The organism is Ancylobacter dichloromethanicus, from assembly GCF_018390645.1.
Taxonomy (GTDB): Bacteria; Pseudomonadota; Alphaproteobacteria; order Rhizobiales; family Xanthobacteraceae; genus Ancylobacter; species Ancylobacter dichloromethanicus.
The window spans coordinates 295,223-317,402 of the sequence record NZ_JAHBGC010000038.1; the positions used below are offsets into that span (position 1 = coordinate 295,223).

The window sequence follows — 22,180 nt, forward strand, 5'->3', positions numbered from 1 at the left end:
CTGAGATTGGTGCGCGATCCAGAGGTTGCGGCGACTCTGTTCGCGAGGCGATCAGGCCGCAACTGCTTGGCCCCGACGCGTCGAGGCACCGTAGACGCCACCTAGTACGGATCCATAGATCCAGTGCAACATGAGGGTGGCAACCGGCGCCATCATACCCAGGCCGAGTCCAAACAGGCCAGCCCCAGCCATCGGCATCAGCATGACCATCATGACGAACCAGGCGCCGGTCGCGAAAATCGCGCCGCGCAACCAGTGGGGGCCGGCCAGTTTGGCATCCAGTGCCGCATAGAGGAGACCCCAGAGCACCGTGCCGATCACGAAATGCCCCATCCAGCCCATCAGCGGCGTGCTGGAACCCGACATTTTCGTGATCATCGCGATGGGGTTGAGTTCGGGCATGAGCCCCATGGCTTGCTTCATCATCATGATGGCGGAAAGAACGACCGTCGCCGCCAGTCCGGCGAGGGGGCCTTTTCCGTATTTCTCGGCGTTGCTCATAGCTTGGCTCCTGGGAGGATGGATGGAAACTCAAAGTCGAGAATGGGGTGCGCTGGCGGCTGTCCGATCAGCGCGAGGCGTTTCGCGCTGATCGTCCGAGACAACGCCCGCCGTTTTCTCCGCGATGAAACAGACCATTGGGAGCCGGCTCAGGCCTTCTTCAGCTTGTTCCGCAATGACATTTGACTGTGCAATCATTCGGGGCAGTCCGACGGCTGGTGATCCTCTCATGAAGTTCGGCCTGTCGTGGCAGAAGGTTACGGTGCGGTCATCGCAGCAGGCCGATCGAAAAGCCGCAGCAGCTTCACCCACTGCCTACGCCGCCACCTGGTTTGATTCCTCGCCTCCCGCGCTTTTCCCCTGAAACGGCAATTTCGCGCGCGGGGCTTGACCTTCCAGTTACTGGAAACCCCATCTTGCCTTCCAGTAAGGTGGAAGGAGTGAGTTCCATGGATCAGCAAGGTTCACATCAAGTGCGCGAGACCGTTCTCACGGTCTCCGGGATGACATGCGGCGGGTGCGCCAACACGGTGACGCGCATCCTGTCTCGAGTTCCGGGCGTTGTCGGAGCAAAGGTCGACTTCACGACCGGACGCGCGACGATCAAGGGAGAGGCACCACCTGCGGAGCTCATCGCGGCCGTCGAGGCGGCCGGCTACGGGGCTAAGGACGCCGGCTCCGATGCCCAGACGGGAGGCTCCAATGGAAGTGACTGAAGCCTTCGATGATCGAACACATGCCATCATCCCGATCGAAGGGATGACCTGCGCGACCTGCGCGGGTCGCGTCGAAAAGGCTCTTCTTGCAGAACCGGGCGTGATCCGGGCTGAGGTCAACCTTGCCAGCGAGAACGCCACCGTCGAGGGCGTCGCCGGTCTCCTGCGTCCCGCCGATCTCATCGTGGCCGTGCGCCGCGCCGGATATGATGCCGACCTTCGGACAGGCGACGTCGAGCGCGACCGGCAGATCCTCGCCGCGGAAGAAAAGCGGCTCAAGCAGGAAACCTGGCGGATGTTGGGGGCCGCCGTGCTCAGCGCGCCTTTGCTGCTGCCGATGGTCGGCGTCGAAGTGCCTGCCTGGTTGCAGCTCACGTTGGCGACGCCCGTCCAGTTCATCCTCGGCGCGCGTTTCTATGTCGGCGCATGGAAGGCATTGCGGGCACGTACCGGCAATATGGACCTTCTGGTCGTGCTCGGTACGTCGACCGCCTATTTCTACAGCCTTTACATGCTTTTCGCAGGGCACGCCGGCGAGCATCTCTATTTCGAGGCGGCTGCCGTCGTCGTCACGTTGATCCTTGTCGGCAAATGGCTCGAAGTCCGCGCCAAGCGCGCGACGACCTCGGCCATCAGGGCACTCATGGCACTGCGGCCGGAGAACGCGCGCGTCATCCGCGACGACGCGGAGATCGAGGTGCCGATTGCTGCCATTTCACCCGGCGATATCGTCGTCGTCCGGCCAGGCGAGAAGCTTCCGGTCGACGGCGTGGTGCTCGAGGGACACAGCGAGGTCGACGAGAGCCTTCTGACCGGGGAAAGCCAGTCGCTGTCGAAGCAGGCGGGCGATCTTGTCGTCGGCGGATCGGTCAACGGCAGCGGGCTGCTTCGCATCAAGACAACGCTTGTTGGAGAGCAATCGACGCTCTCGCGGATCATCGCGCTCGTTGAGAATGCGCAAGGCAAGAAGGCTCCGGTTCAGCGGCTTGTGGATCGTGTTGCCGCGGCTTTCGTTCCGATCGTGATAGTGGTCGCGTCGGCCGCGTTCTTCGGTTGGTGGCTCATCGCAGGCGATCTCAACTCCGGCATTGTCGCCGCCGTCGCGGTGATGGTGATCGCCTGCCCGTGCTCGCTCGGCCTTGCAACGCCGACGGCCTTGATGGTCGGAACTGGCGCGGCTGCCAAGGCCGGGATCCTGATTCGAGATCCGGAGGCGCTCGAACTCGCCCACAAGCTCGACACCGTGGTTCTCGACAAGACGGGCACGGTGACGGAAGGCAAGCCCGCCGTAACGGAAATGCTCACCACGGGGATTTCGGAGAGCGAACTGCTTGCGCTTACCGCCGCCGCCCAAACCGGTAGCGAGCATCCGCTCGCCCATGCTGTCATGACAAAGGCGGAAGGCCTCAAGCTGGGCCGCCTCGAGGACTTCCAAAGCCATCCAGGCATGGGCCTCACCGCTTGCGTTGCCGGGCGACAGATCGCCATCGGCAATCGCCGCCTGCTTGCGGAGAAGGGTGTGCGGACCGAGTACTTGGAGGCTCAGGTGGCTGCCCTAGAGGAGCGCGGACGCACTGTGATGTGGGTGGCCGCGCTTGAACCCCAGCCGCTGTTGCTGGGCGCCATCGCGGTCGCCGACCCCATCAGAGCGAGTGCCAAGGCTGCCGTTCAGAACCTGCAGCGCCTTGGCCTTGAGACCATCATGCTGACTGGCGACCACGAACGAACCGCTGCCGCCGTCGCGGCCGAGCTCGGTATCGAGCGGGTGATCGCCTCCGTGCTTCCCGGTCAGAAGGCCGAAGTGGTTCGCCGCCTCCAGGCGGAAGGACGCACTGTCGGGATGGTCGGGGATGGCGTCAACGATGCGCCGGCGCTCGCCGCCGCGAATGTCGGCATCGCCATGGGCGGCGGCTCGGACGTCGCGATGCAAACGGCTGGCATTACCTTGATGCGGTCCGATCCGCTTCTGGTCGGCGACGCGATCACGGTCAGCCGAGCCACCCGCAACAAGATTCGGCAGTGTCTGTTCTGGGCGTTCTTCTATAACGTGATTGGCATGCCGCTGGCCGCTTTCGGGCTTCTGAATCCGATGATTTCCGGTGCGGCCATGGCACTGTCCTCGGTGAGCGTTGTGTCCAATGCGCTGCTGTTGCGGCACTGGCGGCCGGCTGCAAAGGAGGGGGTTTGATCATGCAACCCGATTGCGAACTCATGATCGGCGAGGTGGCGGCCCTGACCGGCCTGCCTTCCAAAACCATCCGGTACTACGAGGAAAGCGGGATCATCGAGAGTGCGCGCCGGAATGACAATCGCTATCGCACCTACTCCCAGGCCGACGTCCAAACTTTGCGCTTCGTCGCGCACGCACGCAGCCTCGGCTTTTCCCTAAAGGATGTGGGCGAACTGCTGTCGCTCTATCGAGACCGGAAGCGGGCAAGCAAAGACGTTAGGCGTCTTGCCCTCGCTCATCTCGCCGATCTCGACCGCAGAATCGCAGATCTCCAAGCCATGCGGAATACGATTGCCGATCTCGCGCAGCGGTGCCACGGCGATGATCGCCCGGAGTGCCCAATCATCGAGGAACTCGAAGGCGCCCCCAACCGTCGGAAACGCTAGCGCGCAGGCGAGGTCACCGCGTGCTCCATTTGTCCGTTCATCTCACCTGCGGCCTTGATCGTTGATCGACCAGTCGTAGTCGTCGAAGACGATCTTGTAGTCGGTCCGCACCGGCGAGAGCCTATACTGATTGATATAGGCCACAAGGCTCGGGGCCTTGGCGAGAAAATCCTTGGTATAAAACTTGAATATCCTCGATATGCGGAGTTCTTTGCGGCCGTCGTCGACATCGACGTTTCGTTTCTCAGCAGCAAACTCGCGCGCGGCGGCGGCGAGCTGTTCGTCGAGCGCGTTCGCGGTGAACGCGGACTGCGGTAACCTCGGGCAACTGACTGACATGCAGTTCAGCGCAAAATGCACGCGTGGATCGCCGAGGGGGCGGATCACGCTGTTCTCGAGGTGGTAGAGGGAGATAGCGCGGCCGCCCATCGTGAACTTGCGCATAACGAAGAATCGAACGCGGCCGAACCACCCGAACCGCTTCGGCACGCCGGCATCGAGGACGCCGTACATGGCAAGCGCATTGTACGCGTTGAGATAGTAGGCCAGGCGGGCATTCGGGGTGGGAAATTGCTCCGGCGAGGATGCCGGATCAACAGCCGCAATGAATTTGATGACCTCGTCCAGTTCGGCCCGGTCGCTGGCAAGACCCAAGAAGTCCACGCGGCCGCGCGCATCGACGTGATGCGCCAGGACATCGGTCCAGGCCGCGTCCCATTGGTCGAGATCAAGAGTTCTGGGGGGACCGAATTTTGCGGGTGTTTCGTTCATCACAAGACCACCGATCGCCGCGACGACGATTGCAGTAAGGAACGCGAGAAGCAGTGTGCGCCGTCGGCCCCAAGGCTTTCGTGCCGCGCGTTCACGGCTCCACATCTGAGCCGCCTCGGGACGCTTTGGCCCTTGCGCGCTGCGGTCTCTCAATCTCTGGGGCCGTGATCAACGGCTCGTCCTTCGCGACCTCGCCCGAAAGAGGATTCCAAAACCACTCGCCGTCATCCTTCCGGAGACGGACAGGTCTGAGGATGGATGCGTCGCGATGGGCATTGAACAGGCACATCGAGACGGGACCATCCCGCGTTGCCGCCATGAACACGCAAGCTCTTATCCGCTCCGGATCCAGCTCGCAGGCGTCCATGAAGTTGTGGATGAAGAACGAGAGTTTGTTCACGCGGCCGTGCGCGGCGATCAGATCGTCCTTCATGCGCCACAGCTTTCGCAGAAACCACCAACTGGCCCGCGCCGCGACATCGGGGTTCATCGCAAGGCATTTCAGAAAGGTCGCGATCGCATGGCGCGGCCGCTGTCGGTCGAACCGGATTTTTGCCGTCCGTGACAGCAGCGCGTTGTATAGGGGCTTATTGTCCAGGGCATCGTAGGCTCGACCGTTCGCGATGAACGTCATCCCCTAGCGATTGCAGCGCGCATGGCCGACATGCGCCATATCGAAGGTCACCGACGTTCCGACACCCCTCTCGATCCGCCTGATCACAGCGTTTGTGGTGATCGAAGAACACTGGTGCAGGGTCCCGCGCCCTGTCTTTGCGACCGGCTGGAAGGACACCAGTCGCACGACATCGCTGTGTCGAGCGAAGAAAGCCACCACGTCCGGGATCTGATCGATGTTGCCGTCGAAAACCGTGGTGTTGAAATAGATGGCCACGGGCAATCCCCGCGCGCGCTCGATATAGGCGAGTCGAAGCTTGTTGAGTTCGCTCTCGCTCGCGTATCCGCGCCGCTCCTGCGTCATGTCGACGTGGAATGCGACGTCGATCAAGCCGGCATCCACCAGCCGCGTCAGCAACGCGCGCGTGGCGCGAATGCCGTTGGTGAACAGCGCCGGCCGCATGCCGCGCTCACTGATGCGCTGAACAATTGAGACGAGCTCGTCGGTCTTGCGGAGGGTAGGGTCGCCGCCCGTCACCTGGATATCGACGTCGGACCCATAGGCGTCGTGAATCATGTCGATACGGCGAAACACCTCCTCGAGGGGCAGGTCTTTCACCGCTTCGGAGTGCTCGGAGAGATAGCAAGCGCTGCAATCGAGGTTGCAGCGCTGGGTGATCTCCAGGGCAACGCACCCAATCGCAATCCGGCGGCCGACGAACTGCGCAGGATCCCATTGTCCCGTCTCTTGCATTCTCTGCCGGGCGCGTTCGAGGGGCGTGGTCACTACGGTCAGCTTGTCCTCGCTGCATCACTCGCCTGGATGGCAACGGGCAGCCGCTGAGGGAGTTCGCGGTCTTCACAGAAGATGCGCCCAGCGCGGCCGGCCTTATCCGATAGTTCGTCCGACCCGTGCTGAAGGTTTCCGGCCAGGAGATTTTCTCAACATGTGGGTGGATTCGAACAGAGCAGGGCGTCGGCGCGGTCATGGCGGCTCGCCCGTAACCTGCCGGGTGTCGCCGGCGAACTTAGAAGAAATGGCTTCAGTGTGAAGGAGACGCCGGCGTGGACGCTATCGGCCTAGACAATTCCCAAGATTACTACGGCAAGGTCCTCACCCGGTCGGGCGACTTGCGCACCGACGCCTGCACGACGCCGGACGCGGCCCCCTCCTTGGTGATCCGGGCGCTCGCGAACGTCCACGAAGAGGTCAAAGCCCGCTATTACGGGTGCGGGCTGGTCGCTCCCCAGGCCCTCAGTGGAACGCGGATCCTCGATCTCGGCTGCGGCGCGGGCCAGGATTGCTATGTCCTGGCGCAGTTGGCGGGGCCTCAAGGTCATGTCGTGGGAGTCGACGCGACGCCCGAGCAACTCGCGATCGCGCGAGCGCACGAGAACTGGCACCGGGATCGGTTCGGCTATCCGAAGCCAACAGTGACGTTTGTCGAGGGTGACGTGTCGCGCCTCGATGAGCTGGGCTTCGACAATGACAGCTTCGACCTGATCGTCTCCAACTGCGTGATCAACCTGATACCTGACAAAGCAGCGGTCTTCGCCGCAATCTATCGTCTCCTCAGGAAAGGCGGCGAACTCTATTTCTCCGACATCTACTCGGACCGGCGCGTGCCCGCAGAATTGCGGTCAAACCCGATCCTGCACGGCGAATGTCTGGCCGGCGCGCTCTATTGGGGCGACTTTCAAAACCTGGCGAAGTCCGCAGGATTTGGCGACCCGCGTCTGGTCAGCGATCGCCACCTTGGGATCAATGATCCCGAGATCGCTGAACTTATCGGTCCCGTCGAATTTTATTCTGCAACCTACCGTCTCTTCAAACTCGACGGGCTGGAATCCGCTTGCGAGGATTACGGGCAGGCCGTTCGCTATCGCGGGACGATCCCCGACGCTGCACACAACTTCGTCCTGGACAAACATCATGACATCGATGCCGGGCGTCTCTTTCCCGTTTGCGGCAACACCTATCGAATGCTCCAGGAGAGCCGGCTCGCACCGCATTTCGAATTCTTCGGCGACACAAGCCGGCACTACGGCATTTTCAAAGGTTGCGGCACGGACTTGCCGTTCTCACACGAGGAAGGCGCCGCCGCTGGCAGTAGCTGCTGCTAGATCGGTATGCGGCAGACTGCGCCGCTACAAGCCGATCTAAGTCTCTGTTTAACAGACATCTTCGCGCGCCAGACTGTTTCCAGTTTCCAGTCGGGCGCGATCTGCTCTTCCGATGGCCGGTGCGGGCTTGTTGGGGCCGAAGCTTGGCATGATAGCACCGGTGATGACCCTGATCCTGCACCTGATCTGGGAAGTGGTGCTGGGATACACCTACGAAAAACTGACACCCCGCAGCGCGGCAGCGGCCTGACTGATCACCCGGAGTGAATGATGGATAGCGTGTTGCTGCTGGCGGTACTGTTCCTGGCCGGAACCAACGGGGCGAACGACAACTTCAAGGGCGTGGCCACGCTGTACGGCAGTCGCCGCGCGGGTTACTGGACCAGCTTGCTGTGGGCCAGTGCCGCCACGCTGGCGGGGTCGTTGTGCTCGGTGTTCTTCGCGCACGCCTTGCTCAAGGCGTTTACCGGCGCAGGGCTGGTGCCTTCGGTGATCGCAACACAGACGCGCTTCGCCTTCGCCGTGGCCAGCGGCGGCGCGGTGACGGTGGCGCTGGCTGCGTGGCGTGGCCTGCCGATTTCGACCACGCATGCGTTGATTGGCGCGATGGGCGGCGCGGGTCTGGTCGCGGTAGGCAGCGCCATGCGGTTTGCCATCTTGGGCAGTACGTTTCTGCTGCCACTGTTGGCCAGCCCGGTGATAGCGATGGTGCCGGCTTTTTTATTGGCGCCGCTGCTGCGCCGGCTGGTTGCACGCGCCGCTGCCGAACCCGAGTGCGTGTGCACACAGTCGGCGACCATCGTTACGCCCGAAGGAGTGATGATGCGTGGCACCATGCCGGTGCGAGTCACCGGCACCAAGGCCGAATGCAGGGCGGCGGGTGCGCGGCCTGCATGGCGGTTCGATGCGCGTGGTGCGGTGGATGCGCTGCTGTTCCTGCTGGGCGGCACGGTCAGTTTCGCGCGTGGCTTGAACGACACGCCCAAGATCGCCGCGCTGTTGCTCCCCGTAACTGCGCTGGGCGGGCATGGCACGTTGGCGGTGGCACTGGTCGGCGCGGCGATGCTCGCCGGCGGCCTGCTTGGCGCACGCCGCGTGGCGCGCACCATGAGCGACAAGATCACCCAACTTGATATCGGCGCAGCGCTGGCTGCGGGCGTGACCACCAGCCTGCTGGTCGGCACCGCGTCGTTCAACGGCCTGCCGGTCTCGACCACCCACGTTTCGGTCGGCGCGCTGGTCGGCACCGGGCTCAACGGCGGTGGCGGCGTGGATCGCCAAGTCATGACGAACATCGTGCTTTCCTGGATCGTCACGCTGCCGACCGGCGCGTTGGTCGGCGCAATACTTTACGTCTTGGTGCGTTGAAGGGCGAATTTGCGCGTGCGGCGGCTCCTTTTCCTGCCTACCCACAATTCCGCACGCAGCATTCTACCGGAGGGTCCGATGAACCATCCGGGCGGGTAGTGTACCACCGTGAAGTGCCGTCCCGGTACGGGAGTGATCCGACCCTGTTCGACGCGATCGCACATGGCAAAATGCCTGCTGCGCTCGGTGAGGCCGATCGCGCGCTCATGATGGGGCCGTCACGGTGACGCGTGCGCCGGCAACGATGGACGAGCGCCACTTTTCGCGCTCAGCGAGGCACGCTTCGAGGAAGAAGACATCCTGCCGGCCAAGCTGATCGTGGCCTACTTCGACTTCGTCAACCGGGTCGCGCCGGGGCTGGGCGTGGAATTCGACGCGGACGAAATGCGAGGCTATGGGGCTGACCGCTGACCACCAACGATGAGACGGACGCCCAAGGCGAGATTTGGCATGCCTAAGCCTGGAAAGAAAATCGACGTCAGCGGTGACTTACTTAGAGCAGATCGCGCCCCTCTCCGCTCCCGGATTTATCCTGGCGCAGATGCTTGGCGCCATAGCCGCCAACAGCGCGTTTAAGTGGCTCCAGCGCCCGAAGGCCTCGCCACCGCAAACGCCAATGCCGACTAGGCCTCCGCATCGGATGGCTCATCCGTCGCCGTAACCTTTGCGGCCCGTGACCGAACTCATTCATAGATGGCGCCGACTTGGCCAGTTGCAGTGCGGTCTGCAACGCCCTCCAAAGCCCCCCGCCCCTTGGTGGTCGAGTCGGCGTCATCGCTCGCGAAGCACCCGGATCCAGCGGAGAGGTCCGTTTCACGACCGTTACGTCCAGTAAGGACAGGAGGATCTGATGAGCATGGTTTACAAGATTCAAGCAGGCGCAACGATGCCAGCGCTCACGGTGCCAAAAGTCGGTGGTGGGGAGATCACGATTGGATCTTCCGCCGGTTGGCAGATGGTGGTGGTCTATCGCGGCAAGCATTGCCCGATCTGCCGGACCTATCTCAAGACGCTCGACCGGCTGCTCGATGACTTCCACGCGATCGGGACCGAAGTGATCGCCGTCTCGGGAGATCCTCAGGAAAAAGCCGAGAGTGAGGCGGCCGAGGAAGGCTGGCGCATCCCCATCGGCTATGGGTTGTCCGTCGATCAAATGCGGGGGCTCGGTCTCTACATCTCCGAGCCGCGCTCACCTGAAGAAACCGACCGCCCCTTCCCAGAACCCGGCCTGTTCATCATCAACCCGGAAGGGCGGCTACAGATCGTCGATATCTCCAATGCACCCTTCGCGCGGCCCGAACTTCATGGCGTGCTGAACGGGCTGAAATTCGTCCAGCAGAAGAACTACCCGATCCGTGGCACGACTGAATGACGAACCCGTGAGCGCACCCGTTCGGCCCACGAGCGAGGGCGCTCGCAATCTTCGACGTCGTTATCAGAGAATCGCTCCTGTCTACGACCTGCTTGATCTGCCCTTCGAGTACGGGCGCTACCGAGAGATCCGGCCGCTGCTATTCCAGGGGCTGTCGGGCCGCCTTCTTGATGCCGGAGTCGGCACCGGTCGGAATATGCCCTTCTACCCCTCCGGCTCTGAGGTTGTGGGTATCGATCTTAGCCCAGCAATGCTTGAGCGAGCCGAGGCAAGGCGTGCCCTTTCGCCCGCGTCCGTCCAACTCACAGAGATGGACATCTCGCGGTTGACATTCCCCGATGCGTTCTTCGACGCCGCGATCGCAACTTTCGTTTTTTGCACGCTCCCGGACGAGCTCCAAGTACCGGCGCTGCGTGAACTCGGGCGAGTCGTGCGACCCCAAGGTACGATCAGGCTGTTGGATTACACGCGCCCAAGGGGACGCATCCGACGACTGATCACTCAACTTTGGGAGCCTTGGGTGGGCTGGGCTTACGGAGCACATTTTAACCGTCAGACGGAGCAATTCATCTCCGAGGCGGGCCTAGTGCTTACCTCGGCGCACTTCGTCGTCGACGACCTCATAAGGCTGGTCGAGGCGAAGCCCGCCCGCTGAACGCGGCTTAGAGTGCCAACCTAAGAATTCGCGGTCCGCCCATCGGAGATGATCTCCCATGCAGAGCCTGACCAGCCGGTAACAGGAATGCAAGATCAGCGCGATCACCGCAAGGCTGACCCCGTAGTAGATCGAGGCAATGAACTTGACGTCGCCCATCGCGGCATAGATCGTGCCCCGGGCGACGACGATCAGGAAATTCAGCAGAATGAAGCCGTAACCATCGACCTACGCGCCCCGGAATCCGGGGCGACGGTCGGCGACGTCGATGCCGACCTGAATGGCCAGAGGTCACGGTTATCCAGCGCAGCAAGACAGTTTCGCGACCTCCTTGTCGAACGCCAGCGCTGCAAGCTTCAGGCCCTCGACCGTGGTCAGATATGGGAATATCGTGTCGGCGATCTGCTGTACGGTCAGTCCGCCACGGATCGCCATGACTGCGGTCTCGATACTGTCGGCGCCTTCCGGAGCGAGGATATGGGCGCCTAGCAGGTGGCCACTGCCGGCGTCAGCGATGAGCTTGATGAGGCCGCGGGTGTCTCTAGCGGCGAGCGCACGCGGCACTTGGTCGAGACCGATCGTCGAGACTCGGACGGCACGCCCGGCCGCGCGCGCCGCGGCCTCGGTCAAGCCGACACTCGCCACCTGTGGGTCGGTGAAGACGATGGCGGGCATGGCGCTGTTGTCGTAGCGCAGGCTGTCACCATTGAGAGCGTTCCTTGCCGCGAGCTTGGCTCCATAGGCCGCCATGTAAACGAACTGGTCACGGCCCGTGACGTCGCCAGCGGCATAAACGCTGGCGCGGGTCGTGCGCATATGGTCGTCGACGACGATGCTGCCTTTCGGGGAGACCGCAACGCCGAACTCGGTCAGGCCTAGGCCATCGATGTTGGGCGTTCGTCCCGTGGCGATCAGGACTTTCTCGGCATCGATGGTCATGTTGCGGCCGTCGCGCGCGATCTCGAGAGCCACGCCGCTCTCGGTCCTCCGGATTGCGCGGTAGGCTACACCGGAAACGACCTCGATCCCCTCGTCGGCGAAATAGCCGGTCAGCGCCGCGCCAATCTCGGGCTCGGCCTCCGGCAATAGGTGGGAACGACAGATCAGCGTCACCTTGACGCCGACGCGGGCGAACATCTGCGCGAGCTCCGCCCCGATATAACCGCCGCCGATCACCAGCAGCGACCGCGGCAACTCGTCGAGATCGAGCGCGGTCGTGCTGGTCAAATAAGGCACAGTCTCGACGCCGGGAATGGCGGGCGCCGCCGGTCGCGCGCCGGTCGCAATGATGATCTTGCCGGCGGCTATGTGGGTGCCTCCCACCTCGACGCCGCCCTCGACAAGACGCGCCTGCCCTTCGCGATAGGCGACGCCGTTATAGGCGGGCAGCAGGTCTGCATATTTGGCCTGGCGCAACCCGGCGACGAGGTCGTCCTTCTGCCGGACGGTCGCGCGCCAGTCGCTGACTTCCGCGTGCGCGGACACGCCGGCGAACCGCGCCGACGCGCGCGAGTTGTGCAGCGTCTCCGCCGCGCGAATCAGCGTCTTTGACGGCACGCAGCCGATGTTGACGCAGGTTCCGCCGATCGTTCCGTGACTGACCAGCGCGACATTCGCGCCCTGCTCGGCGGCAGTGATCGCGGCCGAGAACCCCGCCGACCCTGCGCCGATGACCGCGAGATCGTAGCGGCGGGTTCGATCCTTCGTGTCCGGCGTACAGCAATCGTTCATGTGTTTGACTTTCGTTTCGCGCTTTCGCGCTCGCAGCAATCGACAGCGTTCCGGTCGGATGAGCGGCTGCGACGATAGATCCAGGCACCAACCAGTCCGATCCCCACGACGCCGGCCACGATCGCGAGTGAACCGGTGAGCACGGACGTGGAGATGGCGACCGAACCGATCGTCGCCAACAGGAGAGGTCCGGCGCAACAAAGGACAGCCAAACCGGCGGCAGCGATCGCGGCGATAGATTTTTCAGCGTTCATCTCGGACATCCGTTGCCGAAGCAGCCGCGCATCAGCTTTTCGCAGGCTTCGAGATTTCCGCGGGGTAACCCTGGCCGGTAGTGGCCTTGATCATCGCCGCCGGTGACGTCTGAGCGTTGTCATAAGAGACGGTCGCCATGACATCGGCGTTGCCGTCCGCCTGACTGACCGAAACACTGGTGACGCCCTTGACGTGGGCGAGCGTGCTCTTCACGATCGGCCCGCACAGCACGCAGCCCGCATGATGCACGTCTAGGACAACGGTGGCTTGCCCCGCCTGCGCGGCAAATGGCGTAAGCAACATGCCGAGCACGGCGAATATTCCGATCTGGGTTTTCATGTACCTAACCTTCCTGGGATTGAACACTAGATGCCGATGTCAGCTCTCGCCGGACGCCAGGACCTCAGAGGAAGTAGCGCGCGGCATATGGGAACCCGACAGCGAGCACGACCAGCGTCGCAGCGGTCCAAAGGCCGATCTTCGCGATCCAGTCCGATTGGGGCGTGGCGCAGTAGCCGTCCGCGCATGCGATCCCCCGTTTGCGCCGGAGGCGCCAGCCGCCGTAGCCAATGAAGGCGAGCGAGACGCCCGCGAAAATCGGCTGGTAAGGCTCAAGCGCGGTCAGATTGCCGATCCAGGCCCCGCTGACGCCAGCCAGGAAGAGCGCGAAGGGAATGACGCAGCACGACGCTGCCCCAAGAGCACCCACGAGGCCTCCTGCAGCGAGCAGGCGCGGGGTTCGATCCCCGTTTTGGCGCGTGGACGCCACAGCCGAGGCACGGGCCGTCGCAGCGCCGATTGCGGTTCGTGTATCGCTCATCTCCAAGCTCTCTCTGCTTGCCGAAAACCTCGATCTTCGACTAGGCTACGGTCTGTAGCGACTACAGGGTCAAGAGGTTTTTTGCGATGCGCGATCAGAATCCGGCGAAGGGCCTCCAGCGGGCCGAGGTGGCCCGGCGGACGGGTTGCAACTTGGAAACCGTGCGTTACTACGAGAAGGTCGGCCTTCTGCCCGAGCCGCCGCGCACGACGAGCGGCTATCGCAGCTATGACACGACGCATGAGCGGCGTCTGCGTTTCGTGCTGAGAGCGCGCGAGCTCGGCTTCTCCCTGGATGAAATCCGCGCCTTGTTATGTCTGGTCGACGAACGCAATCAGCCTTGCGCCGAGGCGCGTGGCCTCGCCGCGATCCACCTCCAGGACGTGCGCGCGAAGATCGCCGATCTGCGGCGCATGGAGCACGTGTTGAAGGATGTGGTTGCCGAATGTGGCGATGGAACGCGCCTCGATTGCCCGCTGATAGAGTCGTTGTTTCGTGAGACGGCCGTCGAATAGGTCGGCTCCGTCAAACCGGAGGCGCCTCGCTCCGGCGAGGCATGCCTGCGGAAACACGGCGTCCCAGAGCAACTCGACAGGGGCAAGCGTCATCGCGCCACGGTCGAGACGCTGCGCAAATGTCGCCCCGGATCGGACGCTGATTACGGACGGAACCAACCCGCGTAGAGCGCCGCCTGATCAAGAAAGAACAGCGCTGCCGCGATCATGAGCGCGGCGCCGAAACGTTCGGCCCAGATCGTAAATCGGCGCATGAATCCCAAATGCGCCAAACTGTCTGCCATCGTCGCGGCGACGACGATCGGAATCCCGCGGGCAATGCCGAAGGCGCCCATCAGCACCGCGCCCAACAGAGGGTCGGCCGTCGCGGCGGCCACAGCTACGACGGGCAACAGCAAAGGCGTGCATGCCGGGCAAGTCGACAGGCCGAAGGGAAGCCCGAGGAGATAGCTTCCGCCGAAGCTGCGGGCAGGCTTTGACGCCGGTGCCAGCGTCGGCACGACGATGTGGATAACACGCAGCAGCGCCAGCGCCGCGACGAACATGACGATGGCGAACAATAGATAGGCGAACGCGAGGTAGCTCGCCAAAAAGCGCAACACGGCGAAGCCGAAGAACCCGAACAAGGCGCCAAGGGACGCGTCGACCGTGGCGACGCCGAGCGCGAAGCCGACGGAGAGTTCCAATCCGCGAATGCGCCGCTGGTCGGCCGGCCCCGCGCCCTGTCCGAGCGCAAGACCCGTGGCGACGGAGATGAGCGGAAACGAACTCGGCGCAACTCCGACGACGAGGCCGGCCAGCGAAACCAGTCCGATGCTCAGCGGCGTGAGCGCGTCAATGTTTTGCATCGCCGTATCGAGGTTGCCGATCACAGACCTGACTCCGCGGGACCGCCGATGCTGGAGATCGCGTCAAAGAAAATTCTCGGCTGCCCTGCCAGCGAGTTGACGAAGATCGCTGTAACGCTCACCGCCATTGCGACCATCGCCCAGACCGGTTGAATGAGGCCGGTCGCAGCAAGCGGGATGCCTATTCCATTGAAGGCGAAGGCCAGAACTACATTCTGCAGCATCTTGCCGTAGCTGCCTCGGCTGATCTCCCGCGCCTCGGCCAGCGCATCCAGCCGGTTCGCCAGGATGATGATGTCGGCGGACTCGATCGCAATGTCGGCGCCGCCGCCCATCGCGATCCCGACATCGGCTTGCATCAGCGCGGGGGCGTCGTTGATGCCGTCCCCGACCATCGCCACCCTTGTATGATTCTTCTGGAGATCGCGCACGATTTCCGCCTTCTCGTGCGGCAGAACGCCGGCGTGGACCTCATCGATGCCGATTTCGTCCGCCACGCAACGGGCCGCGCGTTCGTTGTCGCCGGTCAGCATGATCGGCGTGACGCCGGCTTTGCGCAGCGCCGCGATGGCTGGGCCAGCTTCAGGCCGGACCATGTCGCCGAGCGCCACCAGCCCCATGGCCCGTCCGTCACGACCCACCGCGATCACCGTGCGCCCGGCCGCTTCCAGCGCCTCGACGCGCGCAGACAATCCCGACAGATCGATGGCGCGTTCGTCAAAGAATCGCGGACTGCCGACGACGACCTCATGATCGCCGATGCGCGCGATGACGCCCTTGCCGGGCGCCGCTTCGAAGTCGCCGACGTCGGGCGGCGTCATCTCGCGCTCGAATGCCGCCTGCACTACCGCTTGGGCGAGCGGATGCTCGGACGACGCCTCGGCTGCGGCGGCAAGCGCCAGCAGTTCGTTCTCGCTCCCGTCCAGCGTCTCGATTTCCCGCACCACGGGGCGGCCCGCCGTGAGCGTTCCCGTCTTGTCGAGCACGATCTTGCGCGCAAGCCGGTAGCCCTGGAACGCTTCGCCCGTGCGCATCAGGATGCCGCGCCCGGCGGCCTCGCCGGCGCCCCGGACGATCGACAGCGGGGCGGATATCCCGACCGCGCAAGGGTAACCCATCACGAGCACGCTGAGGCCTGCGAACACCGCCCGCGCCACATCGGCCTGCCCGGTCGCGAGCCAGGATCCGGCGAGCCACACGACGACCGACAGCGCGGCGATCCCGAGCACGCTCGGCGTATAGACGCGCAGCACGCGATCGACGAGATGAAGCAGGCCGGGCTTCAAGGCGCGCGCGTCCTCGACCTCACGGGCGATCCGCTGCAGGAAGCTGTCTTGGCCAACAGCCATCGTCTCCACCAGCAGTGCGCCCGTGCCGTTGATCGATCCGCCGATCACGCGGTCCCCTTCTGCTTTCTCGACCGGAATCGGTTCGCCCGTGACGATCGATTGATCGACGCTGGAGCGGCCTCCGACTACAAGTCCATCGACCGCGATTCGCTCACCCGGGCGGATGCGCACGCGGTCGCCGACGCGAACTTCGGCGATGGGCAGTTCCAACTCGATGCGATCGCGCAGAACGTGGGCGGTCTCCGGCTGAAGGTTGACGAGCTTCTTCACCGCCTGTGAGCTGCGCGTCTTCACGATCAGCGACAGCCATTCGGAGAAAATGTGATAGGTTGTGACCATGACTGAAACGGCGAAAAACTCCGCCGTCGGATATCCTCTCCGGTGCAGAGCAAGTCCGATCGCGCCCCCGACCAGCCCCGCGAAAGCGCCGATCTCCAGCAGAACATGCTGGTTCAGGATGCCGCGCCTGAGCGCCTGCGCCGCCATGTAAAGAATGTGCCGGCCAACGCCAAAGACCAGGACGATCGATAGCGCCGCGGCGAGCCATGGCCCCACCCGCGTCAAATAGCCGAAGAAATTGAGATAGAGCAGCGAGAGCGCCATGACCGCCAGTGCGCCGGTGGTGACGGCGGCTCTCCACAGGCCCCGCTTCTTCAGGACGAGGAACACCATGCCGCCAAGGCTCAAGCACACCAGCGCCGGGAGAAAGCCGATCCATCCCACCGCCGGGTCGGCGATGATGGGAATCGCGGCGATGCTGAGCGTCACCGCGATCACGAAGCGCTCACTCTCGTGGACGAGGTCGCGCTCCTCCTCCTCAAAGGCCCGGAGCTTGCGCGGATCGTGCAGCGTGTAGCCGATGTCGCGCAAAGTCTGCAGCAGTTCGGCGGGGTCGGCGCGCGCCGGATCGTATTCGACCAGCGCCTGTTCGTGGGTCAGACTCACCGCCACCTTGTCGACGCCGGGCTTACGCCCAAGCGCCTTCTCGATGGTGCCGGTGCAGAGCGAGCAATGAAGGCCGCCGATGCGGGCACGAATCCGGGCTCTATCGGGGCGGCTCGCCGGTTCCTCGGTCCATAAGGGCGATGTTCCGGATTCCGCTGCGGTCGCTATCGTCATGGCACCCTCCGTTGAACCTGCCGACCGTTGGCGCTTTGGAGAGCCTCGAGCCGGGGGCTTCGAAGGGTAGCCTGCACTCCGTACCTACATACGGAGTCAAGAGGCGACGGAAGCTAATTTGGTGCCCAGGTCACAATCGGCCGACAACCGCATATCCGGCTTGCTGGATCGTGGCGGCAAGGCGCTCCTCGCTCGCGGCATTCGGGTCGAACAAGATCCGAGCTTCCCGCGCCTTGAACGAGACAGTCGCCTTCCGAACCCCGGGTTCCGACGAGACGAGCGCAGCGACCGTGCGCGCGCAACCGTCGCAGTGCATACCGTCGATCTTGAAGATGGCTGTTTTCATCTTGAGTCCTCTTGCTGCCTGGCTCTGGCGTTGACCCTCGCCGAGTGGCGGAGGTCCGTCTGCCTCCGATCGATTGGCTTTCGCGCCCGTCCGTGCGGACAAGGCATCGATGATGGTGCAGGCACGCAGTGCGCCGCAGCCAGGGCAGGAGGCGATCAGGACGTCGAGCGCAGCCCGCATATGCTGAAGCTGCGCGATCTTGCGATCGACATCCTCACGCTTGGCTACGGCCTGAACGCGGACATCGCCGCAGTCGGCGGCCGGATCGGCCCGCAGTGACAGAAGGTCCGCGATCTCGCGCAACGAAAAGCCGAGTTCCTGCGCCTGACGAATGAAGCGGATACGTTTGACGATTGTATCGTCATAGAGACGATACCCGCCGCCGTGAGGTCGCGGCGGCTGCGCAACCAATCCACGACGCTCATAGAAGCGGACGGTCTCGACGCCGACGCCCGCCCGCTCAGCGGCTCGGCTGATGGTGATCGCTTTGGCCATGACGCCTCTCTCTCGATGATAATGCACTCCGTACACTGGTACGGAGTCAATGCAGAGCGAATGTTCCCGTTGACTTGTAACGGTGGTTACATAACCATGAAGCGATGGTCACACCATCCTGGCTTCTCCTGACCTACAAGGTCCCGCCTGAGCCCTCCGCGAAACGGATCGCTCTATGGCGTCGCCTCAAAGGTATGGGCGCCATCTATCTTCAGAATGGCGTTTGCCTGCTACCGAAGACCGATGACCACGTCCGCCGACTGAAGATGCTGGAAAACGACATCGCCGGGATGGGCGGTGAGGCGGTGATCCTGGAGACGGTCGCGCTCGATCGGGCGCAGGAAGACAAAGTCGTCGGCCGTTTCAAAGCAGATCGGGACGAACAATACCGAGAATTCATCGGCCGGTGTGCCGGGTTCGAGGCTGAGATCGCCAAGGAGCGGGCCACGAACAAGTTCACCTATGCGGAACTGGAAGAAGAGGACACCGACCTCAAGAAACTCCAGAGTTGGCTCGAGAAGATCGGGAAGCTCGACTTCTATGGCGGAACTCTGGCCGAGGAGGCCGCTGCGCGTCTGAAGGGCTGCGAGGAACTTCTCGACGCTTACGCGCAGCAAGTTTTTGAGGCCCATGGCGAAAATCAGTGAAGGCGACCTAGGAGCAGGGACTACGGCTGTCTGCTCCGCAGAGAGAAGGGGCAGCCTGCGTACGATTCCCGCCGGAGTGTGGGCGCTCGGCTTCGTCTCGATGTTCATGGACATCTCCTCCGAGATGATCCACGCACTTCTGCCCGTGTATCTCGTGACGGTACTCGGCACCTCTGCGCTTACTGTTGGCTTCATTGAAGGCGTTGCCGAAGCCACGGGGCAGATAACGAGAATCTTCACGGGCGCGCTCAGCGATAGGTTTGGCAGGCGCAAGGCCCTTACGGCGCTGGGCTATGGTCTCTCGGCTTGCACCAAGCTGATCTTTCCGCTTGCCTCCGTTGTTGACTGGCTCGTTGCCGCGCGCTTCATCGACCGCCTCGGCAAGGGCCTCCGTGGTGCGCCGCGCGATGCGCTCGTCGCCGACATCAGTCCGCCACATCTGCGCGGCGCGAGCTACGGTCTGAGGCAATCGCTCGACACCGTAGGAGCCCTTCTCGGCCCACTCGTCGCAATTGCATTGATGTGGCTGACTTCCAATCACTTCACCGTGGTCTTCTGGATCGCCGTTGCGCCAGCGTTTATTGCGGTCGGACTGATCCTCGCTGCGGTACATGAACCCACACGCGAGAAAAATGTACGCCCCATTCGAGAAACGGGCCGTTTTACCAAGGTCGGCAGCCTCAGCCTCGGCTCGTCTTGTTGGCTCGTTATTGCCATTGGGGCGGTCTTCACGCTCGCCCGATTCAGCGAAGCCTTTCTAATTCTCCGCGCCCAGTCCGTCAGTTTACCGTTGATGCTGGTGCCGGCGGTGCTCGTGGTGATGAACATCACCTACTCGCTGTCGGCCTATCCGGTCGGGGCGCTGTCCGACCGCATGGATCGGACGCATGTGCTGGCCGCGGGCCTTTTCATCCTGGCCGCCGCTGATCTGGTACTCGCCCGGGCGACGGGTATTGCCGGGCTCGCCGCCGGTGTCGCGCTGTGGGGGCTGCACATGGGCTGCACCCAGGGTCTGTTTGCCACGATGATCGCCGATGCTGCGCCACCGGATCGTCGAGGAACGGCGTTCGGCATGTTCAACGTGGTGTCCGGTCTGGCACAGTTCTGTGCCAGTGTGATCGCCGGGGCGCTTTGGGATGCGCATGGTCCGGGCAGCACGTTCCTGGTCGGCGCGGCCCTGGCGATCCTCGCGCTCGTGACCCTGTTCGCGCTGCGCGGTCGGTTGCGCCGGCCGCTGGTCGCGGTGGATGAATGAAAGAGCAGCGGATCCATCAGCTCTTCGAAGTGAGCATCTTGCTCAAGGGTGCGCACGCGCTCATCGAATGCATCGGCGGCATCGCACTCGCCCTCATCAGCACGAACACGATCGCGATCTTGGCCAACAGGCTCACTCAAGACGAACTTATCGAGGACCCGCACGATCTCATTGCGACGCACATGCTCGCATGGGCGCAGAATTTCTCGGTTGGCACGAAGGCTTTTTACGCCATCTATTTGCTCAGCCATGGCGCGGTAAAAATTTTCCTGGTCGTCGGACTGCTCAGAGGCAAACTCTGGTCCTATCCCGCCTCGCTGATCGTGCTCGGGCTATTCATCGTCTACCAGCTTTACCGTTTCTCCTACACGCACGGCGTGGGACTAATCATTCTCACCGTCTTCGACGTCTTTGTGATGGGCCTCATCTGGCACGAGTACAGTCTCGTAAGACGGCACGTACTGACGCGATGATCTAAGTAAATCCACCTACCCAATCAGGAGCGAATAAACTCGATGGATGACGCCATTACGCAATGGATCAATTCTGCTGCCGGACAGAGCATCTTGCTCGATATGATTATGACCTCGGTCACGCAGTACGGCGTGCCGCTTGTGGTTCTTATCGTGGCGCTGCAATGGTGGAGTCAGCATGACCGGCTGCACGTGCGACATACGTGTATCGCTGCCGGCCTGTCGTTCTTCATGGGCCTAGGCCTTAACCAGATCATCCTCCTGTTTGTGCACCGGGTCCGGCCCTACGACGCCGGCATCAGCCATTTGGTCATCAGCCCTAGCAGCGACTGGTCGTTTCCGTCCGATCATGCGACGGCGACTTTTGCGATTGCTGCCTCCTTCCTTCTCCGTGGACTTCAGCGGCGCGGAATCGCACTCCTCGCTGCGGCCGCAATTGTCTGCATATCGCGCGTCTACGTCGGGACTCACTACTTCACGGACGTGCTTGGAGGGGCCGTCACCGGCATTTTAGCGGCGGCGGTCGTGCGCGGACTATATTGGGAAGGGACGCGAGTCGATCGATTGATTACGGGATTCCTTTAGCGAGCGTCGTCGAACGTCCAAGAAACCGCTCCTGCAGCGACCGCCGGAAATGAAATAAAGCGCGCGATCGGAGTGTTCATCCCGTGTATCTGGACCGCCCAGTGCCGCTGATCCGCAATCCGATTTGAACTTAACAATCTTGTTGCAGCGGGAAACAGGTATTCTTTCTCCTCACGCTTTTTGATCGCTTTCGAGCTGACGTGACGCTATTGCTGGAAAGATATCCCGCAGGGGCCGGTCCTTGTCGTAGGCATTAGCGCGGGCAACTCAGCGAGCGTGCGAATTTCATGATCTGGTACTCCCGGTAACCGCTCACGTTGCTGTCCGTAGCGGTTGCACCAGACGACACGCATCCCAAAATCCGACGCCGCATGCGCGTCCCATGCATTCGACGATTGAAATGACACCGCTGAAGCCGGTAGGCCAAGTTGATCCAGCGCATATTGATAGACTTTGGGGTGGGTCTTGAAGGCGCCGATCGTATCAGCCGAGAGCACAGCGTCGAACAGCCCGTTCAACCCCGCGCCTGAGACTGCGGCGTCCAGCATCGCGGGGGATCCGTTGGAAAGGATCGCCGTTGTGAAGCCAGATTGCCGCAGTGAAAAAAGCACCTCTCGCACCTCGGGAAAGGCCGGCAGTGTCCGGTAGAGTTCCATCAGCGTCTCGCGTAGTCGTGGATTTTGGATAGCCAAGCTATCGAGCGCAAAATCCAGCGCGTCCCCAGTGATCTGCCAGAAATCGACATAGCGACCCTGAAGCGTTCGTAGCCAGGTGTATTGAAGCTGCTTGTCGCGCCACAATGTCGTCAGCGCGGCGCGACGGTCTTCCGGAATATCCGGGCAACGCGCGGCGGCGGAGGCGAAGTCAAATACCGTCCCATAAGCGTCGAAGACGCAAGCGCGAATGCCAGTGAGCCGTATCATCGAGAGGTTCCTCGGATTAGCAATTTCTTTCTGTCTCGGAACTTAGGTCCATTTGCAGGGATTCAAGAACCCGCCGGGTAA

General features: G+C 62.8%; 24 protein-coding genes. 12 read left to right on the plus strand and 12 right to left on the minus strand.

What is annotated here, in order from left to right; translation table 11 throughout:
- Positions 1-51 precede the first annotated feature (51 nt).
- On the minus strand, positions 52-501 hold the full coding sequence (locus KHC23_RS17695; RefSeq protein WP_213374202.1) for a DUF6789 family protein: 450 nt from the start codon (positions 499-501) through the stop codon (positions 52-54).
- A 449-nt stretch (positions 502-950) separates the two neighbouring features.
- Between KHC23_RS17695 and KHC23_RS24690 the strand changes: the two genes are divergently transcribed.
- The 3 genes from KHC23_RS24690 to cueR are packed head-to-tail and all read left to right on the plus strand — an operon-like array spanning position 951 to position 3,833.
- Positions 951-1,217 (plus strand): heavy-metal-associated domain-containing protein, encoded by a 267-nt coding sequence (locus tag KHC23_RS24690; protein ID WP_271188588.1) that lies wholly within the window; start codon positions 951-953, stop codon positions 1,215-1,217.
- Positions 1,204-3,405 (plus strand): heavy metal translocating P-type ATPase, encoded by a 2,202-nt coding sequence (locus tag KHC23_RS17700; RefSeq protein ID WP_271188589.1) that lies wholly within the window; start codon positions 1,204-1,206, stop codon positions 3,403-3,405. Before KHC23_RS24690 ends, KHC23_RS17700 begins: the two co-directional genes overlap by 14 nt.
- Positions 3,406-3,407: 2 nt before the next feature.
- Positions 3,408-3,833, plus strand: a complete 426-nt coding sequence (gene cueR, locus KHC23_RS17705; RefSeq protein ID WP_246544748.1) for a Cu(I)-responsive transcriptional regulator — start codon at positions 3,408-3,410, stop codon at positions 3,831-3,833.
- A gap of 42 nt (positions 3,834-3,875) precedes the next feature.
- Here the strand turns inward: cueR and KHC23_RS17710 are convergent, their stop codons facing one another.
- From KHC23_RS17710 to KHC23_RS24490, 3 genes are read right to left on the minus strand one after another with little or no spacing between them, the layout of a single operon-like run.
- Positions 3,876-4,709, minus strand: coding sequence for a DUF547 domain-containing protein (locus KHC23_RS17710; RefSeq protein ID WP_246544712.1), 834 nt, complete (start codon positions 4,707-4,709; stop codon positions 3,876-3,878).
- The gene (locus KHC23_RS24485) at positions 4,696-5,238 is read right to left on the minus strand and encodes a hypothetical protein (RefSeq protein WP_246544713.1); all 543 of its coding nucleotides are present in this window, start codon (positions 5,236-5,238) and stop codon (positions 4,696-4,698) included. Before KHC23_RS24485 ends, KHC23_RS17710 begins: the two co-directional genes overlap by 14 nt.
- A gap of 3 nt (positions 5,239-5,241) precedes the next feature.
- A complete protein-coding gene (locus KHC23_RS24490; RefSeq protein ID WP_271188590.1) occupies positions 5,242-6,006 on the minus strand; it encodes a radical SAM protein in 765 nt (254 codons plus the stop codon).
- A 278-nt stretch (positions 6,007-6,284) separates the two neighbouring features.
- Between KHC23_RS24490 and KHC23_RS17720 the strand changes: the two genes are divergently transcribed.
- The 4 genes from KHC23_RS17720 (at position 6,285) to KHC23_RS17735 (ending at position 10,738) form a co-directional block, all read left to right on the plus strand.
- Complete coding sequence (locus KHC23_RS17720; RefSeq protein WP_271188591.1) at positions 6,285-7,343, plus strand: methyltransferase domain-containing protein; 1,059 nt, start codon at positions 6,285-6,287, stop codon at positions 7,341-7,343.
- A 267-nt stretch (positions 7,344-7,610) separates the two neighbouring features.
- Positions 7,611-8,711, plus strand: a complete 1,101-nt coding sequence (locus tag KHC23_RS17725) for an inorganic phosphate transporter (RefSeq protein WP_213374204.1) — start codon at positions 7,611-7,613, stop codon at positions 8,709-8,711.
- An 850-nt stretch (positions 8,712-9,561) separates the two neighbouring features.
- Complete coding sequence (locus tag KHC23_RS17730; protein ID WP_246544714.1) at positions 9,562-10,083, plus strand: redoxin domain-containing protein; 522 nt, start codon at positions 9,562-9,564, stop codon at positions 10,081-10,083.
- Between the two features lie 7 nt (positions 10,084-10,090).
- Positions 10,091-10,738, plus strand: a complete 648-nt coding sequence (locus tag KHC23_RS17735; RefSeq protein ID WP_213374206.1) for a class I SAM-dependent methyltransferase — start codon at positions 10,091-10,093, stop codon at positions 10,736-10,738.
- Positions 10,739-11,035: 297 nt separating this feature from the next.
- Here the strand turns inward: KHC23_RS17735 and merA are convergent, their stop codons facing one another.
- From merA to KHC23_RS17755, 4 genes are all read right to left on the minus strand, one after another.
- A complete protein-coding gene (gene merA, locus KHC23_RS17740) occupies positions 11,036-12,469 on the minus strand; it encodes a mercury(II) reductase (protein WP_213374208.1) in 1,434 nt (477 codons plus the stop codon).
- Entirely contained in the window at positions 12,466-12,723 is a 258-nt protein-coding gene (locus tag KHC23_RS17745) for a hypothetical protein (RefSeq protein ID WP_246544715.1), read from the minus strand. The genes merA and KHC23_RS17745 overlap by 4 nt, the downstream gene beginning before the upstream one ends.
- A gap of 31 nt (positions 12,724-12,754) precedes the next feature.
- Positions 12,755-13,063 (minus strand): heavy-metal-associated domain-containing protein, encoded by a 309-nt coding sequence (locus tag KHC23_RS17750; protein WP_213374212.1) that lies wholly within the window; start codon positions 13,061-13,063, stop codon positions 12,755-12,757.
- Between the two features lie 64 nt (positions 13,064-13,127).
- Positions 13,128-13,544 (minus strand): mercuric transporter MerT family protein, encoded by a 417-nt coding sequence (locus KHC23_RS17755; RefSeq protein WP_213374214.1) that lies wholly within the window; start codon positions 13,542-13,544, stop codon positions 13,128-13,130.
- An 86-nt stretch (positions 13,545-13,630) separates the two neighbouring features.
- On the opposite strand from KHC23_RS17755, the gene KHC23_RS17760 reads away from it, so the two are divergent.
- Positions 13,631-14,059, plus strand: a complete 429-nt coding sequence (locus KHC23_RS17760; RefSeq protein ID WP_213374216.1) for a MerR family transcriptional regulator — start codon at positions 13,631-13,633, stop codon at positions 14,057-14,059.
- Between the two features lie 143 nt (positions 14,060-14,202).
- Here the strand turns inward: KHC23_RS17760 and KHC23_RS17765 are convergent, their stop codons facing one another.
- The 3 genes from KHC23_RS17765 to KHC23_RS17775 all read right to left on the minus strand — a co-directional run bounded on the left by KHC23_RS17765 (position 14,203) and on the right by KHC23_RS17775 (position 18,216).
- Complete coding sequence (locus tag KHC23_RS17765; protein WP_213374218.1) at positions 14,203-14,931, minus strand: cytochrome c biogenesis CcdA family protein; 729 nt, start codon at positions 14,929-14,931, stop codon at positions 14,203-14,205.
- Positions 14,928-17,375, minus strand: coding sequence for a heavy metal translocating P-type ATPase (locus KHC23_RS17770; protein WP_213374220.1), 2,448 nt, complete (start codon positions 17,373-17,375; stop codon positions 14,928-14,930). The genes KHC23_RS17765 and KHC23_RS17770 overlap by 4 nt, the downstream gene beginning before the upstream one ends.
- A 130-nt stretch (positions 17,376-17,505) precedes the next feature.
- Positions 17,506-18,216: a MerR family DNA-binding protein gene (locus tag KHC23_RS17775; RefSeq protein WP_213374222.1), complete on the minus strand. Its 711-nt coding sequence runs from the start codon at positions 18,214-18,216 to the stop codon at positions 17,506-17,508.
- Positions 18,217-18,320: 104 nt separating this feature from the next.
- Here KHC23_RS17775 and KHC23_RS17780 point away from each other — a divergent pair, with 104 nt between their 5' ends.
- The 4 genes from KHC23_RS17780 to KHC23_RS17795 are packed head-to-tail and all read left to right on the plus strand — an operon-like array spanning position 18,321 to position 21,176.
- Positions 18,321-18,863 (plus strand): Chromate resistance protein ChrB, encoded by a 543-nt coding sequence (locus KHC23_RS17780; RefSeq protein ID WP_213374224.1) that lies wholly within the window; start codon positions 18,321-18,323, stop codon positions 18,861-18,863.
- On the plus strand, positions 18,847-20,118 hold the full coding sequence (locus tag KHC23_RS17785; RefSeq protein ID WP_213374226.1) for an MFS transporter: 1,272 nt from the start codon (positions 18,847-18,849) through the stop codon (positions 20,116-20,118). The genes KHC23_RS17780 and KHC23_RS17785 overlap by 17 nt, the downstream gene beginning before the upstream one ends.
- A complete protein-coding gene (locus tag KHC23_RS17790) occupies positions 20,115-20,591 on the plus strand; it encodes a DUF2127 domain-containing protein (RefSeq protein WP_213374228.1) in 477 nt (158 codons plus the stop codon). The genes KHC23_RS17785 and KHC23_RS17790 overlap by 4 nt, the downstream gene beginning before the upstream one ends.
- 42 nt (positions 20,592-20,633) lie before the next feature.
- A complete protein-coding gene (locus KHC23_RS17795) occupies positions 20,634-21,176 on the plus strand; it encodes a phosphatase PAP2 family protein (RefSeq protein WP_213374230.1) in 543 nt (180 codons plus the stop codon).
- A gap of 206 nt (positions 21,177-21,382) precedes the next feature.
- Here KHC23_RS17795 and KHC23_RS17800 read toward each other — a convergent pair whose 3' ends face one another.
- On the minus strand, positions 21,383-22,099 hold the full coding sequence (locus tag KHC23_RS17800) for a haloacid dehalogenase type II (RefSeq protein WP_213374232.1): 717 nt from the start codon (positions 22,097-22,099) through the stop codon (positions 21,383-21,385).
- Positions 22,100-22,180 lie beyond the last annotated feature (81 nt).